Raw genomic sequence first — 16,181 nt, 5'->3', positions numbered from 1 at the left:
ACGATCATGATTAAAAAGCTATTAATTGCAAACAGAGGAGAAATCGCAGTTAGAATTATCCGCGCTTGTAAAGAGCTTGGAATTGAAACAGTTGCGGTATTTTCGGAAGCGGATCGCGATGCGCTTCATGTTCAAATGGCTGATGAAGCATATTGCATCGGACCGACTGCTTCAAAAGATAGTTATTTAAATGTCACGAATATTGTTAGTGTTGCTAAATTAACAGGTACTGATGCCATCCATCCAGGATACGGTTTCCTTGCTGAAAATGCAGACTTCGCTGAGCTTTGCGGGGAATGCAATGTCATCTTTGTTGGGCCAACTCCGTCAGCGATTTCCAAAATGGGAACAAAAGATGTCGCGAGGGAAACAATGAAAGATGCTGGCGTTCCGATTGTTCCTGGTTCTCAAGGAATTGTAAAAGATCTTGATGATGCTGTTTCAACAGCAGCAAGTATTGGGTATCCTGTGATTATAAAAGCAACTGCCGGCGGCGGTGGTAAAGGAATCCGTGTAGCTCGTACCGAAGAAGAGCTCATTAACGGTGTCACCATCACGCAGCAGGAAGCAGCGCAAAACTTTGGTAACCCTGGCGTCTATTTAGAAAAGTTCATTGAAGACTTTAGACACGTGGAAATCCAAGTGCTTGCAGATCAGCATGGCAATACCATTCATTTAGGAGAGCGTGATTGCTCAATCCAAAGAAGAATGCAAAAGCTTCTTGAAGAAACGCCATCACCAGCGCTAAATGCAGACATCCGTGAGCAAATGGGTGAAGCAGCCGTAAAAGCTGCAGAAGCTGTTGAATACACTGGTGCTGGAACAGTCGAATTTATTTATGATTATAGTGAAGAGAAGTTCTACTTCATGGAAATGAATACCCGTATTCAAGTAGAGCATCCTGTAACAGAAATGGTCACAGGTGTTGACTTGATCAAAGAACAAATTAAAGTGGCATCAGGTGAGAAGCTTTCTCTTACACAAGAGGATGTCGAATTTGAAGGATGGGCAATCGAATGCCGTATTAATGCAGAAAACCCAGAGAAAAACTTCATGCCATCAGCTGGTGAAATTAAAATGTATCTTCCGCCAGGCGGTTTAGGAGTACGCGTGGATTCTGCCGCTTATCCGGGCTATGTGATTCCGCCATATTACGATAGTATGATTGCAAAGGTGATCACATATGGTAAGACGAGAGAAGAAGCGATTGCGAGAATGAAACGTGCGCTTCAAGAATTCGTCATTGAAGGAGTCTACACAACAATTCCATTCCATCTAAGATTGCTTGAGCATGAAACATTTGTGAGCGGTAATTTTAATACGAAGTTTTTAGAAACATACCAAATTATGAAATAATCACAGCTTTCGGAGGTGAATGATCGTGTCAGAAAACAATTTGCTTGAAATGAACCTTGATGAAGATCAATTGGGAAAAGTGCAAATTGCACCAGAAGTGATTGAGGTCATTGCTGGGATCGCCGCTTCAGAAGTCGAAGGCATTGCCGAAATGCGCGGCAATTTCGCTGCTGATGTAGCAGAACGCTTTGGTAAAAAAAATCACCGTAAAGGTGTGAAAGTAGATGTCTCTGATGAAGGCATCACAATCGATGTATATTGTGTGATTGAATTTGGCCTATCCATTCCAAAGGTATCCACTGCTGTACAAGAAAATATCCGTCAAACTCTTTTGAACATGACTGCCTTAACGATTAATGAAATCAATATCCATGTCGTTGGTATTCAATTTGATACAAAATCAGCTGATGCTGAAGTAGATCAAGAAATGTAAAAAAGAGTTCAAGTGAAACCAAGGAGGCATCGCCTCTTTGGTTTTTTAAAGCCCATTTTTGGGTCATTTCCGAATAATGATGATCTCACACGTGGATTGATTCGTTTTTCGTGACAGCTCACATGGATCTTGGTGCGACCACGGTCAAAATATGTTATGATCTCTGTATGGCTTAACGACAAGCGGATAAAGTGGTTAAAGGAGTAAATAATGAAAAGAAGAACTGCAAGAGAAAAGGCGCTACAAACATTATTTCAAATTGATGTGAGCAATATTGATCCGAAAGAGGCCATTACACATGCGCTGGACGAACAAGAATCAGATCCTTTTTTTGAGGAGCTGGTTTTCGGTGTGCTTGAACAAAAGGACAAGCTCGATGACATGATTTCACAGCATTTAGTGAATTGGAAACTCGATCGTATTGCAAACGTAGACAGAGCCGTTTTAAGGCTGTCTGTGTACGAGATGGTGTATCAAGAAGATATCCCGGTTAGTGTCTCAATGAATGAAGCGATTGAACTGGCCAAATTATTCGGTGATGATAAAGCACCGAAATTTGTAAATGGAGTACTTTCAAACATTAAAAACGACCTAAAGCAGCAATAGGAGGATTCGACATGACAGCAACAATCATCGATGGGAAAGAAACAGCAAAAGAAAAGCGTGAGCAATTAGCAAAAGAAGTAGAAGAGCTAAAACAAAAAGGTGTCACACCTGGTCTTGCCGTTATTCTAATCGGTGATGATCCGGCTTCACTTTCTTACGTACGCGGAAAGAAAAAAGCAGCAGAAGCAATGGGGATGCATTTCCAGCTAGATCATTTAGATGCTTCTTTAACAGAAGAAGAATTGCTTCAGCTGATTGATCAGTACAATGCGAACGATCAATTTCACGGGATTCTTGTTCAGCTTCCACTGCCAAAACATATTTCTGAAAAAGCCGTGATTGAACGTATTTCACCTGAGAAAGATGTTGATGGTTTCCATCCATTGAATATCGGGAAAATGCTGCTTGGGGAAGACACATTCCTTCCATGTACACCAGCAGGCATTGTTGAACTACTAAACAAGACGGGTGTTAGTCTTTCTGGAAAAGAAGTCGTTGTTGTCGGACGCAGCAATATTGTCGGTAAACCAGTAGGACAATTGCTGTTAAACGAAAACGCAACGGTTACTTATTGCCATTCAAGAACAGCGAATATTTCAGAACATACGTTGAAAGCGGATATTTTAGTTGTTGCCGTCGGTCGAGCAAACTTTATTAAAGCTGACCAAATTAAAGAAGGCGCTATTGTGATCGATGTAGGAGTCAATCGTTTGGATACCGGGAAGCTTGTTGGTGATGTTGATTTTGAAGAGGCAAAAGAAAAAGCTTCTTATATCACACCAGTCCCTGGCGGAGTCGGTCCAATGACGATTACGATGCTTGCACATAATACGGTTAAATCAGCAAAACGTACATTAGCATAAGCTTTATCCATTCATCCACCTGCATACTGCTGGTGGATGAATGTGCGTTTTTGAGGAGGAGGAATACGTCATGAGTGAAAAAGCCTTTGTGACGGTCACAGCCCTTACAAAATACATAAAAAGAAAATTTGATGTCGATCCGCATTTAGAAGATATTTGGATCAAAGGTGAGCTATCCAATGTCAAGATTCATTCAAGGGGACATGTGTACTTCACCTTAAAAGACGAAAACGCCCGCATGCAAGCTGTCATGTTCCAGCGCTCTGCGGCGAAGCTGCCTTTTTCACCTAAGAGTGGGATGAAGGTGTTTGTACGCGGCGGAATTCAAGTCTATGAACCAAGCGGCAACTATCAATTATATGCAAAAGAAATGCAGCCTGATGGTGTTGGTGCTCTTCATCTTGCTTATGAAGAGCTGAAGAAAAAGCTAGCAAGTGAAGGCTTATTTGATGCGCGCTATAAAAAGCCAATCCCTGAATATCCAGAGGTTGTTGGTGTCATTACGTCTCCAACAGGAGCGGCTGTTCGAGATGTCATTACGACGATCAATCGGCGCTATCAGCAGGCGAAAATCATTGTGCTTCCGGCGCTCGTCCAAGGTGAGCATGCGACCCGTTCCATCGTAGAGCGAATCAAGGAAGCGAATGAAAAACAGCTCTGTGATGTCTTGATTGTCGGAAGAGGAGGCGGTTCGATTGAAGAGCTTTGGGCTTTTAATGAAGAAGCTGTCGCAAGGGCCATCTTCGCATCAGACATTCCAATCATATCTGCAGTTGGGCACGAAACAGACTTTACGATCAGTGATTTCACTGCAGATATGAGAGCACCCACACCAACAGGAGCGGCTGAACTTGCTGTTCCAAGCACGACCGATTTAATAGAGCGAATCAAATCAATCGATATACGGCTAACAAGAGCGGTAAAGAATCGAACCTCACAAGCGAAAGACCGTCTTGTGGCGCTGCAATCCTCTTATGCCTTCCGTTTTCCAAAACGATTACAGGAGCAAAAAGAGCAGCAATTCGATTTGGTATTTGACCGTTTTCAAAAACAGCTGACGAGACAAATTGAGCAAAAACGCAGTCAGCTAGACCGCCAGACATACAGACTGAAGCCGCTTCATCCTAAAGAACAGCTGCTTCAAGCGAAAAAACGACACGCCAATGAAACAGAACAGCTCATTCGCAGTATGAATGTGCAAATGAAAACAATTCATTCGCAGTTCCAATCGGTTCTTGGTAAACTAAATGCATTAAATCCACTTCAAGTGATGGAAAGAGGCTACAGCTTAGCCTATAAAGAAGAAGAACTAGTAAAAAGTGTGAACCAAGTAGAGACGAAGGATCAGCTGACTATCACGATGAAGGATGGACGTCTAATTTGTGAGGTTATTGAGAAGGAGGGGCAATCATCATGACAGAATCCAATAAACAAAAAGAAGAACAAATGACATTTGAAGAGGCGATGAAAGGTCTTGAGGAGATTGTGGGAAAGCTCGAAGAAGGAGATGTACCACTTGAGCAGGCCATTCATTATTTTCAAGAAGGCATGACCCTTTCGAAGCTTTGTCATGAAAAATTACAGCATGTTGAAAAGCAAATGGATTTCATTTTAAAAGAGGACGGTGAGCTGGCTCCCTTCTCAGTGAAGGAGGCAGATGCTGGTGACAAGTAATTTAAATGAATTTTTAACAACACGAAAGCAGGCCATTGAAGATTATTTATTTACATATGTTCAGGAATTGACGATTCCAGAAGACCTGAAATCTTCTATGCTCTATTCACTTAAAGCGGGCGGGAAAAGGCTTCGACCTGTTCTCGTTCTTGCTCTTCTAAATGCTTACGGTAAAAACGAAGAAGACGGTATACCTGTTGGCTGTGCGGTTGAGATGATTCATACGTATTCCTTGATACATGACGACCTTCCTTGCATGGACGACGATGACCTTCGCAGAGGAAAACCGACGAATCATAAAGTGTACGGAGAAGCAACAGCGGTTCTCGCAGGTGATGCCCTTTTAACAGAGAGCTTCCGTTTGATTACATCACAGCTGTCAAGCAGCGTCTCTGCTGACAAAAAGATCAGAATTGTAGATGAGCTTGTAAAGTCAGCAGGTGCACTAGGAATGGTTGGCGGTCAGTTTGATGACATGGAAGCAGAGCAAAAACAAGTATCGCTTGCTGAACTAGAATCCATTCACGCCCGTAAAACAGGAAAGCTCCTCACGTTCAGCGTCGCAGCAGGTGGAATGCTGGCAGGAGCATCAGATGACGATATCGAGAAGCTAAGGGAATTCAGCTATCATATTGGCATTGCGTTTCAAATCCGTGATGATATTTTAGATCTCGAAGGAAGCGAAGAAAAAATCGGAAAACGGGTCGGCTCTGATACAGCAAATGAAAAGTCGACATATCCTTCTTTATTAACGCTTTCAGGAGCAAAAGAAAAACTGCATGAGCACATCACACGTGCAAAAGAAATTGTCTCCAATCTTCAATTAGAGCAGCAATTACTGCATGATTTATGTGATCTAATTGCCTCAAGAGATCATTAAAAACAGCCTAGATTTGAGGGTCCTCGAGCAATTGTGGTAAACTGTAAACAGTTTATTATGATGAGACAACTCTTATTCCCTACTGGTTTTCAAAGGAATAAGGCATTATAGATGTATATAGAAATTTTGTTGAAAGCGAGTTGATCCTAATTGGATCTTTTATCAATAAAAAATCCAACGTTTCTAAAGGGAATGTCAAATGCAGAATTAGAGGAGCTTAGCGCTGACATTCGCATGTTTTTAATTGAGTCCTTAGCTAACTCTGGCGGGCATATCGGTCCGAACCTGGGAGTCGTTGAACTGACTGTTGCGCTTCATAAAGTATTTGACAGCCCAAAAGACAAATTCCTCTGGGATGTTGGACATCAGTCTTACGTTCATAAGCTGTTAACGGGAAGAGGGGCGGAGTTTGATACACTTCGCCAATATAAAGGGCTTTGCGGTTTTCCTAAACGAAATGAAAGCGAGCATGATGTTTGGGAGACAGGTCACAGTTCAACCTCATTATCTGGTGCGATGGGTATGGCGGCAGCGCGTGATATCAAAGGGACAGATGAATATATCCTGCCGATTATTGGAGACGGTGCACTAACCGGAGGTATGGCGCTGGAAGCTTTGAATCATATCGGTGATGAAAAGAAAGATATGATTGTGATCTTAAATGACAATGAAATGAGTATTGCACCAAACGTCGGTGCGATTCACACAATGCTTGGCAGATTACGTACAGCTGGCAAATACCAATGGGTAAAGGACGAACTTGAATATTTATTCAAGCGCATTCCAGCTGTAGGTGGTAAGCTTGCTGCGACAGCAGAGCGTATCAAAGACAGCCTCAAATATTTACTTGTATCTGGCATGTTCTTTGAGGAAATGGGATTTACCTACTTAGGTCCTGTTGACGGACATTCGTATGAAGATCTTTTTGAGAATCTTGAATATGCAAAGAAAACAAAAGGGCCTGTTCTTCTGCATGTCATCACGAAAAAAGGAAAAGGCTATCAGCCGGCAGAATCCGATAAAATTGGCACTTGGCATGGTACGGGTCCATACAAAATTGATACAGGTGATTTTGTAAAACCGGCAGCAGCAGCTCCGTCTTGGAGTGGTCTCGTCAGTGAAACAGTCAGAAAGCTGGCACGGGAAGATGAGCGGATTGTTGCGATCACGCCTGCGATGCCTGTTGGTTCAAAGCTTGAAGGCTTTGCGAAGGAATTTCCAGAGCGGATGTTTGATGTAGGCATTGCCGAGCAGCATGCAGCCACAATGGCAGCTGGTCTTGCGACGCAGGACATGAAGCCATTTTTAGCGATTTATTCAACGTTCCTGCAAAGAGCCTATGACCAAGTGCTCCACGATATTTGCCGCCAGAATCTAAACGTCTTTATTGGCATTGACCGTGCTGGACTTGTCGGTGCAGATGGAGAAACCCATCAAGGTGTGTTTGATATTGCCTTTATGCGTCATATGCCGAATATGGTGCTCATGATGCCAAAAGATGAAAATGAAGGGCAGCACATGGTCAATACAGCTATTCAGTACGATGACGGTCCTATTGCCATGCGCTTCCCGCGCGGTAATGGGTTAGGTGTCAAAATGGATGAACAGCTGAAAACCATTCCGATTGGGTCCTGGGAGGTTCTTCGTCCAGGGAAGGATGCTGTGATTTTAACATTTGGTACGACGATTAAAATGGCGCTTCAAGCAGCAGAAGAACTTCAAAAAGAAGGGAAATCGGTTCGTGTTGTCAATGCTCGTTTTATTAAGCCTCTTGATGAAGCGATGTTAAATGATATTCTTTCTGAAGGTATTCCGATTTTAACGATTGAAGAAGCTGTGCTCCAAGGCGGATTTGGCAGCAGCGTTTTAGAATATATACACGATAAGAAAGCATCTCATATCAAAGTAGAACGTATGGGCATTCCAGATGAATTTATTGAGCATGGAAGTGTTGATGCCCTGCTTGAAGAAATTGGTTTGACGAAAGCACAGGTTGCTGACACTTTACGTGACTTGCTTCCCGCAGCACCAAGAAAAGGAATTGGATCATGACATCAAAGAAAGAACGACTTGACGTTTTATTAGTCGAACAAGGACTAATGGAAACGAGAGAGAAAGCAAAGCGTGCCATTATGGCAGGGATCGTTTACTCAAATGAAAACCGCTTGGATAAACCAGGAGAGAAAATCGCTCGTGATACACCGCTCACTGTGAAAGGGAACCCTCTGAAATATGTGAGCCGCGGCGGATTAAAGCTGGAAAAAGCGCTAAAAGAATTCGACTTAACTGTTGAAGGGAAATTGCTAATTGATATTGGTTCATCAACAGGTGGATTTACAGATTGCGCTCTTCAAAATGGAGCGGTCAAATCATATGCTGTTGATGTTGGCTACAATCAGCTTGCATGGAAATTAAGGCAGGATGACAGGGTAATCGTCATGGAGCGCACCAATTTCCGTCATTCGGTCCCGGCAGATTTTACCGAAGGATTGCCAGAAGTAGCGTCAATTGATGTCTCTTTTATTTCACTTAAACTCATTCTTCCGGCTTTAAAGCACATTCTTGTTCCGGGCGGAGACTGTATTGCACTCGTCAAGCCCCAATTTGAAGCAGGAAGAGAGCTTGTTGGGAAAAAAGGCATCGTGCGAGATCCGTCTGTCCACCTTGGTGTGCTGGAAGAGATGAATCAATTTGCTGCAAAAGAAGGCTATGATGTGAAGGATGTCTCATTTTCGCCTATTACAGGCGGAGACGGGAATATTGAGTTCCTTCTCCATTTAGTGCTTCACCCTGATCAAGAAGAGAATGCGGCACTTCCAGTTTCAGAACTTGAAAAGATCGTCAAGGAAGCCCATTCTGTATTGAAAGAAAAGAAAAACAGTCCTGAGCCGGCTGATACATGAGGTTGAAACAAAAGGAATAATAGCTCGCTATTATTCCTTTTTACATGGTCAAAAGATGAGAATTGGCCGTTTCTCACGTAACGCTTGTTTTTTGAACTGTGGTTCATATAACATAGAACGTAAAGAAAAACTGAGATCAAACGCCTAGGGGGGTCAATAATGAATAAAGGTCAAAGGCATATTAAGATTAGAGAAATCATCGCGAGCCAAGAGATTGAAACACAAGATGAACTAGTCGATATTTTAAAAGCCGATGGATATAACATTACACAAGCGACCGTTTCAAGAGATATTAAAGAATTGCATTTAGTGAAAGTGCCGACGAACAATGGAACATATAAATACAGCCTTCCTGCGGATCAGCGGTTTAATCCGCTGTCTAAACTAAAGCGATCCTTAATGGATGCATTTATTAAAATGGATGCTGCCAGTCATTTAATCGTCCTCAAAACCATGCCAGGTAATGCTCAGGCGATTGGGGCTTTAATGGATAATTTAGATTGGGAAGAAATCATGGGAACCATTTGCGGAGATGATACCATTTTGATCATTTGCCGCACACCAGATGATACGGAAATAGTTTCAAGCAAAATTTTAGAGCTCCTATAAAGAATCAGGTTTACAAAAAGAGGTGGCAAATGAGTGTTAGCAGAACTAACCATTAAAAACTTTGCAATCATTGAAGAGTTAACGGTTTCATTTGAAAAAGGACTCACAGTCCTAACAGGGGAAACAGGTGCAGGGAAATCCATCATGATTGACGCTGTCTCACTTCTTGTGGGAGGTAGAGGGTCGTCTGAATTTGTTCGTTATGGTGAGAAAAAGGCTGAGCTGGAGGGGCTTTTTCTTGTACCAGCAGCTGACCACCCTGTATTTGCTTTATGCGAAGAGCAGGGAATTGACGCAACTGATGAAATGATGATCCTTCGCCGTGATATTAACAATAACGGGAAAAGCATTTGCCGCATCAATGGCAAGCTCGTCACAATCTCACTTTTACGCGAAGTAGGACGCCTTTTGCTCGATATACATGGACAGCACGATAACCAGTTATTGATGGAGGATGAAAATCATCTGCATTTACTCGATCAATTTGGAGCAGAAGAAATTGCACCTGCTTTGTCACAGTATCAAGAAGCATATGAGCAATATACAAAGACAGCCCAAAAGCTAAAACAGCTCTCTGAGAATGAGCAAGAAATGGTGCACCGATTAGATTTATTGCAATTTCAGCTAGAAGAGATTGAAGCGGCACAATTAGAGCCGGGAGAAGATGAGAAGCTTCAAGAAGAGCGCCATCAGATCAGCAACTACGAAAAGATCTTTTCCTCACTCCAAAACGCCTATAATGCCTTGCGCAATGAGCAGGGGGGACTTGATTGGGTTGGCATGTCATCGAGCGAGCTCGAGCAGGTTTCTGAGATTAACGACGATCTAAAAAAGCTTTCCGAACAAGTGTCGAACTCTTACTATTTATTAGAGGATTCGACGTTTCAAATGCGAAGCATGCTGGATCAATTAGAGTTTGACCCAGCACGCCTTGATTTTATTGAGTCTAGGCTGAATGAAATGAAGCAGTTAAAGCGAAAGTACGGGACGACGGTTGAGGAAATTTTGGAGTATGCGGCGAAGATTGAAGAAGAAATCGATCAAATTCAAAATCGGGACAGTCATCTGCAGACACTTAAAAACAAACTGGATGCAATGAGCCGTGACGCCCTGCTTGAAGCACTTAACGTTTCGGAGCTTCGTAAAAAATGGGCCAAAAAGCTAGCGAAGCAAATTCAAACAGAACTAAAGGATTTGTATATGGAGAAGTCAACATTTGATACATCCTTTTCCATTCGGTATGCGCCTTTTAGCAGCACGGATAATCCGCTGCTAGATGGAAAGCCCGTCCAGCTTGGGAAAAACGGAATTGACCAAGCTCAATTTGTGATTTCTACTAATCCTGGCGAACCGATGAAATCTTTATCAAAAGTTGCTTCTGGTGGAGAAATTTCACGTGTTATGCTCGCCGTGAAAAGTATCTTCTCAGCCAAACAAGAGGTCACTTCCATTATTTTCGATGAGGTGGATACAGGCGTAAGCGGCAGAGTTGCACAGGCAATTGCCGAAAAAATTTATAAAGTGGCGGCTGGCTCACAAGTGCTCTGCATTACGCATCTCCCGCAAGTAGCAGCAATGGCTGACACGCATCTCTTCATTTCGAAACGCTCTAAAGCTGGTAGAACACTGACAAACGTCAAACCATTAAGTCATGAAGAAAAAGTGAGTGAAATTGGCAGGATGATTGCGGGTGTCGAAGTCACTGAGCTGACAAAACAGCATGCAAAAGAATTGCTGCATCAAGCAAATGATGTCAAAACAACAGGGTAGCTGAAAAACCAGCTGCCTTTTTTATATTGTGTCAAAATCGCTGTATATACCCGCGAATTCGTCTTTTTCTTTTATCAATTTATCCAATCATTTTCTATAGCTGCTGGTTATAAATCAAAGCGAAGAAGGCAAAAGTAAAGATGTAGCCAAAACATGAGTGTTCTGGTGTGGGTAAGGAGCGAGGAGAGTGAAAAATGAATGCCCGAAAAGATGAGAAAAGCCATTGGTGTGATTCTCCTTGTTTCTTTAATAAGTACAGGGTTTATGAGCATAGTGAAGGAATACATCAGCATTCCAACAAATGTTGCTGTATTTGAAAAACAGAAGCACGCAATTGACACATCAATAGAAGCGTCAGCCAATGCTTCTTCACAAGCCTTTAGTCTTTCAGAGAAAAAGAATCAGCTTGAAGTAACAGGACAAAAGGCAGGAAAAGCCGAAATTGTTTATGATTTTAAAGGATTTCCTATTAAGAAAACAAAAGTCGACGTTCTCCCTGAATTAAAAGTCGTTCCTGGAGGACAATCCATTGGCGTCAAGCTCCACTCTGTAGGAGTTCTCGTTGTAGGTTTTCATCAAATCACAACAGCAGACGGCAAAAAATCACCAGGCGAAGCCGCAGGCATTCAATCAGGGGATATGATCATTGAAATCAATGGTCAAAAGATGGAGAAAATGAATGACCTCACCCCATTTATCCAGAAAGCAGGGAAAACAGGTGAAACGCTTCGTTTACTCATAAAAAGAGACCATAAAACCTTTCAAACAACATTAACACCCGCAAAAGATGCAAGTGAAGGCACCTATCGAATTGGTCTTTACATTCGAGATTCCGCCGCAGGAATCGGCACGATGACCTTCTTTGAACCATCTTCTAAAAAATATGGTGCCCTTGGGCATGTCATTTCTGACATGGATACAAAAAAACCAATTGTTGTCGACAATGGTGAAATTGTTAGATCAACCGTAACATCGATTGAAAAAGGCACAGGAGGCAATCCTGGAGAAAAATTGGCGAGATTCTCTTCCGAACGAAAAACAATAGGAGATATCTCCCGCAACAGTCCATTTGGTATCTTTGGTACGTTAACCGAAAAGCTTGAAAATCATGTATCAGACAAACCGCTTCCAGTTGCTTTATCAAATGAAGTGAAAGAAGGTCCAGCAGAAATTTTAACCGTTGTGGATCATGATAAAGTGGAGAAGTTTGATATTAAAATCGTCAGCACGACTCCGCAGAAATTCCCGGCAACAAAAGGGATGGTATTAAAGGTAACAGATGAGCGTCTTTTAAGTAAAACGGGCGGTATCGTCCAAGGTATGAGCGGAAGCCCCATCATCCAAAACGGAAAAGTCATTGGGGCGGTCACGCACGTTTTCGTCAATGACCCGACAAGCGGCTACGGCGTACACATTGAATGGATGCTGTCAGAAGCAGGCATCGACCTTTATCAAAAAAACAAAAAAGCAAGCTGATCATCAAACTGCCGCGAATCTTCCGGCAGTTTTTTTCTCCCCTTTCTTTCTCTGCCATCATGTTATAAAATAAGGAAAAAGAGATTTTTCGACAAAATGGAAAGTGGTATGTTGTCAAATTGCAATAATCGTCGATTCGTTAAGAAAAACGTAGAAAAAGCTAGATAATGCTCTATTATTCGGAAAATTAAAGTTTTTTAAAGGGGATAGCATGGTTTTGTCGAATTGAACACTCAGAAGAGAAATACAAAAGACTAAAGGAATCGACATTGGGGAGGAAAGAACGTGGAGAAAATTAAAGTGTGTGTAGCTGATGACAATCGAGAGCTTGTTGGCCTTTTGACAGAGTATATTGAGGGACAGGAAGATATGGAAGTACTTGGCGTGGCGTATAATGGTCAGGAATGTCTGACATTATTTAAAGATAAAGAGCCCGACGTTCTCCTCTTAGATATTATCATGCCTCATTTAGATGGCCTTGCTGTACTGGAACGCCTCCGTGAAAACAATGACATGACCAAACAGCCAAGTGTGATTATGCTAACGGCGTTTGGACAAGAAGATGTCACGAAAAAAGCAGTTGATTTAGGGGCATCCTATTTCATCTTAAAGCCATTTGATATGGAAAACCTAGTCGGTCATATTCGTCAAGTCAGTGGAAACGGCACACAAGTCACCCATCGATCTTCATCTATCCAAAACAGTGTCCTTCGAAACAAACCTGAACCGAAACGCAGAAACTTAGATGCGAGCATTACGACGATTATTCATGAGATTGGTGTACCTGCTCATATTAAAGGTTACTTATACTTAAGAGAAGCCATTTCGATGGTGTACAATGACATCGAGCTTCTCGGAAGCATCACAAAAGTGTTGTATCCAGACATCGCGAAGAAATTTAACACGACCGCGAGCAGGGTCGAACGAGCAATTCGTCATGCGATTGAAGTGGCTTGGAGTAGAGGAAACATCGACTCCATTTCCTCACTCTTTGGTTATACAGTCAGCATGTCTAAAGCAAAACCAACCAATTCTGAATTTATCGCAATGGTGGCTGACCGTCTCCGCTTGGAGCATCGAGCTAGCTAGTTCATTTTTATAGAAAAACGTTTCTTCAAAGAGGCGTTTTTTTATTTTGAAAAAATATTGTAAAAAATTGGTTGTATTGATACAATCATCTTATTGTTTCATTTGGACAACTCAGCTTGATTTATTTTCAGAATAAAATGAAAAATAAAGCATGAAAGAAATGGGTATGACATAAATTAGTGGTAATCAGCTACGCCAATCAATTGTTTGGTCTTCAAAATAGTAGAAGGAAACGCTCATTCGTAAGAAAAAGGATGAGAGGAAAAGGTCTGATGAATTTGGTAAATAAAGCAAATGAGATCGAAAGTTCTATTGCTATTGACCTGATTGGTTGGCGTTTTAAAGTCACTGGCTTCTTAGAGATTGTGCCATTTGAACTGAATATTCCCATTGTCGAATTTAATAATTTTCACATTCTTTTACTATGCTATAATAATGAAAAGAAGAGGGTGAGGTTATGGGAAAGCTGAAAATCCACTCTGCTGAGGTAGCGAACGAAATTAGCAAGTGGACGAGGGTCATTTCTCAAAATGACCTAGAAAAATCTGCGATCTATAAAGAGAAAATTCAGAATTTGCTAAAAAATACAGATGAAGACCGCGAAGTTCTCCTGTATTATCAGCTTGTTAATGGCAGACATGAAATGTTACTTGGAAATATTGAAAAAGCCAATCACATTATGAAGAGTGTCGGAACGCTTGATGAGAAAGCAGATGACATTATTAATTTTTATTTTTACTTTTACAAAGGTCAATATGCTGCATATGTGAAAAAATATGATGAAGCCATCAGCTTTTACAAAATTGCAGAACAGCGTCTAAAACGTGTGAATGAGGACCTTGAAGTAGGGACTTTTCATCATAAGGTTGCTTCAATTTATTACGAACTGAAACAAAATTTCATATCCATTAATCATATCAAAAAAGCCATCGATACGTTCAAAGCGCATGAAGAATATACAGCGCAGGCGATTGACAGCTTGATTTTACATGCAAGTAATTGTATCGATTTGATCCAATTTGACGAAGCGGAGGAAAAATACCAAGAAGCACTTGAGAAAAGTAAACGTATTAACAATGAAGTGCTGATTGGGAAATGCTATCACAATTTAGCCGTTCTTTATTATGCGAAACATGATTACGAAAACAGCGCACAATATGCCAAAAAAGGGATGGGCATTCAAATGCACCGTGACAATAGCCATTATTACATCCAATCTTTATATGTTCTGGCAAATGCCTTGGTTCATCTAGGAGATCAAGAGGCGAAGGAATATATTAAAGAGGGCATTCAGTATAGTTGTGATATCCAAAATAATGAATATATAGTAAAATTTGAAATTTTAGATTTGATGTGCGAAAATAGTGGAGCAGCAGACTTATTCTCTGAAAAATTAGACTACATAGAAAAAAATAGATTATATGTGGAGCTTGAGGATTTGTCTGAACAAATATCGAAATACTTCAAGGAACGAAATGACTATCAAAATGCCATTCGTTTTCTTGAAAAGAAATTCGATGCACAAATACTTCAAAAGAAAGTGGAGGTTATCTTATGAAAAAGTTGTTGTTAGGTTTAACCGTTGTTACAGCAGTCGCAGTTGTTTCTTCCCTTTTTGCTCTTGACGCAGAGACGACAGAGCAAGCCATCAGAGCGATTACGTGATCGAATTTATACAGAACCTCTTCGTACGAATCAGAAGAGGTTTTTTTATGTGCTCAAACTGGAAAAACGAAAAGAGAGACGTCATAATGAAAGGAAGCATCATACTTAGAGGTGACATATGACGAAAATTTTTGCACACAGAGGTTTTAAAGGCATCTATCCTGAAAATACCATGATAGCCTTTGAGCATGCACTTCATTCTGGGGCTGACGGAATTGAGCTGGATGTTCAGTTGACGAAAGATGGCAGGCTTGCTGTCATTCACGATGAGAAGCTGAATAGAACAACGAATATGAAAGGCTTAGTGAAAGACCATACATATGAAGAGTTAAAAGCAGGAGATGCGAGTCATTCTTTTTATGAAGAAACCGGTGCTGTATCCATTCCCCTTTTAGAAGAAGTATTGGAGCTAGTGACGCAGCAATCATCACTCATCATCAATATTGAACTGAAAAACTCCATTTATCGATATCCTGGTATGGAAGAGAAAGTAAAAGAGCAAATTGAACACTTTCAAATAGAAGATCGTGTACTAGTCTCATCGTTTCATCACGGCAGTTTAGCTCTTTTTCACAAGCGGATGCCGCATGTTGAGCTTGCTGTTCTCACAATGGATGTCATTCATCGGCCAGAGATGTACATAAAAACAGTACCTGCAAGAGGTTATCACCCCAATATAAAGGGCGCAGGGGTAACAAAAGAAGTCGTATCAGCTCTCCATGCTGCCCAGCAAGTGATCAGGCCATTTACAGTAAACAGTGAAAAGCAAATGAAAAACATGTTTTCCTTAGGTGTCGATGGAATTTTCACAGATTTTCCTGATAGAGCCGTCGAAATAAGAGAAGAAATGAAATAAA

Annotated in this window: 15 protein-coding genes; all 15 read left to right on the top strand. The window is 41.4% G+C overall.

Features of this window, described 5'->3' with window-relative positions; translation table 11 throughout:
• Window positions 1-6: 6 nt before the first annotated feature.
• Window positions 7-1,356: an acetyl-CoA carboxylase biotin carboxylase subunit gene (gene accC, locus SB660_RS07850; protein ID WP_410582031.1), complete on the top strand. Its 1,350-nt coding sequence runs from the start codon at window positions 7-9 to the stop codon at window positions 1,354-1,356.
• A gap of 25 nt (window positions 1,357-1,381) precedes the next feature.
• Window positions 1,382-1,789 carry an Asp23/Gls24 family envelope stress response protein gene (locus SB660_RS07845; RefSeq protein ID WP_058014706.1) on the top strand — a complete coding sequence of 136 codons (408 nt, stop codon included), beginning with the start codon at window positions 1,382-1,384 and terminating at the stop codon, window positions 1,787-1,789.
• A gap of 210 nt (window positions 1,790-1,999) precedes the next feature.
• Window positions 2,000-2,395 carry a transcription antitermination factor NusB gene (gene nusB / locus SB660_RS07840; RefSeq protein ID WP_058014707.1) on the top strand — a complete coding sequence of 132 codons (396 nt, stop codon included), beginning with the start codon at window positions 2,000-2,002 and terminating at the stop codon, window positions 2,393-2,395.
• A gap of 11 nt (window positions 2,396-2,406) precedes the next feature.
• Complete coding sequence (gene folD, locus SB660_RS07835) at window positions 2,407-3,258, top strand: bifunctional methylenetetrahydrofolate dehydrogenase/methenyltetrahydrofolate cyclohydrolase FolD (protein ID WP_024422943.1); 852 nt, start codon at window positions 2,407-2,409, stop codon at window positions 3,256-3,258.
• Window positions 3,259-3,328: 70 nt separating this feature from the next.
• The gene (gene xseA, locus SB660_RS07830; protein WP_268466060.1) at window positions 3,329-4,675 is read left to right on the top strand and encodes an exodeoxyribonuclease VII large subunit; all 1,347 of its coding nucleotides are present in this window, start codon (window positions 3,329-3,331) and stop codon (window positions 4,673-4,675) included.
• Window positions 4,672-4,932, top strand: coding sequence for an exodeoxyribonuclease VII small subunit (locus tag SB660_RS07825; RefSeq protein ID WP_003215880.1), 261 nt, complete (start codon window positions 4,672-4,674; stop codon window positions 4,930-4,932). The genes xseA and SB660_RS07825 overlap by 4 nt, the downstream gene beginning before the upstream one ends.
• On the top strand, window positions 4,916-5,812 hold the full coding sequence (locus SB660_RS07820) for a polyprenyl synthetase family protein (RefSeq protein WP_199800955.1): 897 nt from the start codon (window positions 4,916-4,918) through the stop codon (window positions 5,810-5,812). Before SB660_RS07825 ends, SB660_RS07820 begins: the two co-directional genes overlap by 17 nt.
• Before the next feature lie 150 nt (window positions 5,813-5,962).
• Complete coding sequence (gene dxs / locus SB660_RS07815) at window positions 5,963-7,864, top strand: 1-deoxy-D-xylulose-5-phosphate synthase (RefSeq protein WP_061408514.1); 1,902 nt, start codon at window positions 5,963-5,965, stop codon at window positions 7,862-7,864.
• Complete coding sequence (locus tag SB660_RS07810) at window positions 7,861-8,715, top strand: TlyA family RNA methyltransferase (RefSeq protein ID WP_106067130.1); 855 nt, start codon at window positions 7,861-7,863, stop codon at window positions 8,713-8,715. The genes dxs and SB660_RS07810 overlap by 4 nt, the downstream gene beginning before the upstream one ends.
• Before the next feature lie 159 nt (window positions 8,716-8,874).
• Complete coding sequence (gene ahrC, locus SB660_RS07805) at window positions 8,875-9,324, top strand: transcriptional regulator AhrC/ArgR (RefSeq protein WP_058014712.1); 450 nt, start codon at window positions 8,875-8,877, stop codon at window positions 9,322-9,324.
• A gap of 33 nt (window positions 9,325-9,357) precedes the next feature.
• Window positions 9,358-11,094: a DNA repair protein RecN gene (gene recN, locus SB660_RS07800; protein ID WP_061408509.1), complete on the top strand. Its 1,737-nt coding sequence runs from the start codon at window positions 9,358-9,360 to the stop codon at window positions 11,092-11,094.
• A 198-nt stretch (window positions 11,095-11,292) separates the two neighbouring features.
• Window positions 11,293-12,570: a SpoIVB peptidase gene (gene spoIVB, locus SB660_RS07795; protein ID WP_058014714.1), complete on the top strand. Its 1,278-nt coding sequence runs from the start codon at window positions 11,293-11,295 to the stop codon at window positions 12,568-12,570.
• Window positions 12,571-12,855: 285 nt separating this feature from the next.
• Complete coding sequence (spo0A, locus tag SB660_RS07790) at window positions 12,856-13,659, top strand: sporulation transcription factor Spo0A (RefSeq protein ID WP_003215740.1); 804 nt, start codon at window positions 12,856-12,858, stop codon at window positions 13,657-13,659.
• Window positions 13,660-14,116: 457 nt separating this feature from the next.
• Entirely contained in the window at window positions 14,117-15,217 is a 1,101-nt protein-coding gene (locus SB660_RS07785) for a Rap family tetratricopeptide repeat protein (protein WP_058014715.1), read from the top strand.
• A gap of 225 nt (window positions 15,218-15,442) precedes the next feature.
• Window positions 15,443-16,180, top strand: a complete 738-nt coding sequence (locus SB660_RS07780; RefSeq protein ID WP_339163055.1) for a glycerophosphodiester phosphodiesterase — start codon at window positions 15,443-15,445, stop codon at window positions 16,178-16,180.
• The last annotated feature ends 1 nt before the right edge of the window (window position 16,181 follow it).

It is taken from the genome of Bacillus sp. SIMBA_005, from assembly GCF_046535585.1.
Lineage (GTDB): Bacteria > Bacillota > Bacilli > Bacillales > Bacillaceae > Bacillus > Bacillus pumilus.
Note: the sequence above shows the minus strand (reverse complement) of the source record. Positions and strands in the feature narration are given on the sequence as shown.

Excerpts from the sequence above, each read along its gene's own strand:
- SB660_RS07820 (WP_199800955.1), top strand. The coding sequence starts at position 4,916 with ATGCTGGTGACAAGTAATTTAAATGAATTTTTAACAACACGAAAGCAG.
- ahrC (WP_058014712.1), top strand. The coding sequence starts at position 8,875 with ATGAATAAAGGTCAAAGGCATATTAAGATTAGAGAAATCATCGCGAGC.
- SB660_RS07785 (WP_058014715.1), top strand. The coding sequence starts at position 14,117 with ATGGGAAAGCTGAAAATCCACTCTGCTGAGGTAGCGAACGAAATTAGC.
- nusB (WP_058014707.1), top strand. The coding sequence starts at position 2,000 with ATGAAAAGAAGAACTGCAAGAGAAAAGGCGCTACAAACATTATTTCAA.
- spoIVB (WP_058014714.1), top strand. The coding sequence starts at position 11,293 with ATGCCCGAAAAGATGAGAAAAGCCATTGGTGTGATTCTCCTTGTTTCT.
- SB660_RS07825 (WP_003215880.1), top strand. The coding sequence starts at position 4,672 with ATGACAGAATCCAATAAACAAAAAGAAGAACAAATGACATTTGAAGAG.
- SB660_RS07810 (WP_106067130.1), top strand. The coding sequence starts at position 7,861 with ATGACATCAAAGAAAGAACGACTTGACGTTTTATTAGTCGAACAAGGA.
- accC (WP_410582031.1), top strand. The coding sequence starts at position 7 with ATGATTAAAAAGCTATTAATTGCAAACAGAGGAGAAATCGCAGTTAGA.
- SB660_RS07780 (WP_339163055.1), top strand. The coding sequence starts at position 15,443 with ATGACGAAAATTTTTGCACACAGAGGTTTTAAAGGCATCTATCCTGAA.
- folD (WP_024422943.1), top strand. The coding sequence starts at position 2,407 with ATGACAGCAACAATCATCGATGGGAAAGAAACAGCAAAAGAAAAGCGT.
- xseA (WP_268466060.1), top strand. The coding sequence starts at position 3,329 with ATGAGTGAAAAAGCCTTTGTGACGGTCACAGCCCTTACAAAATACATA.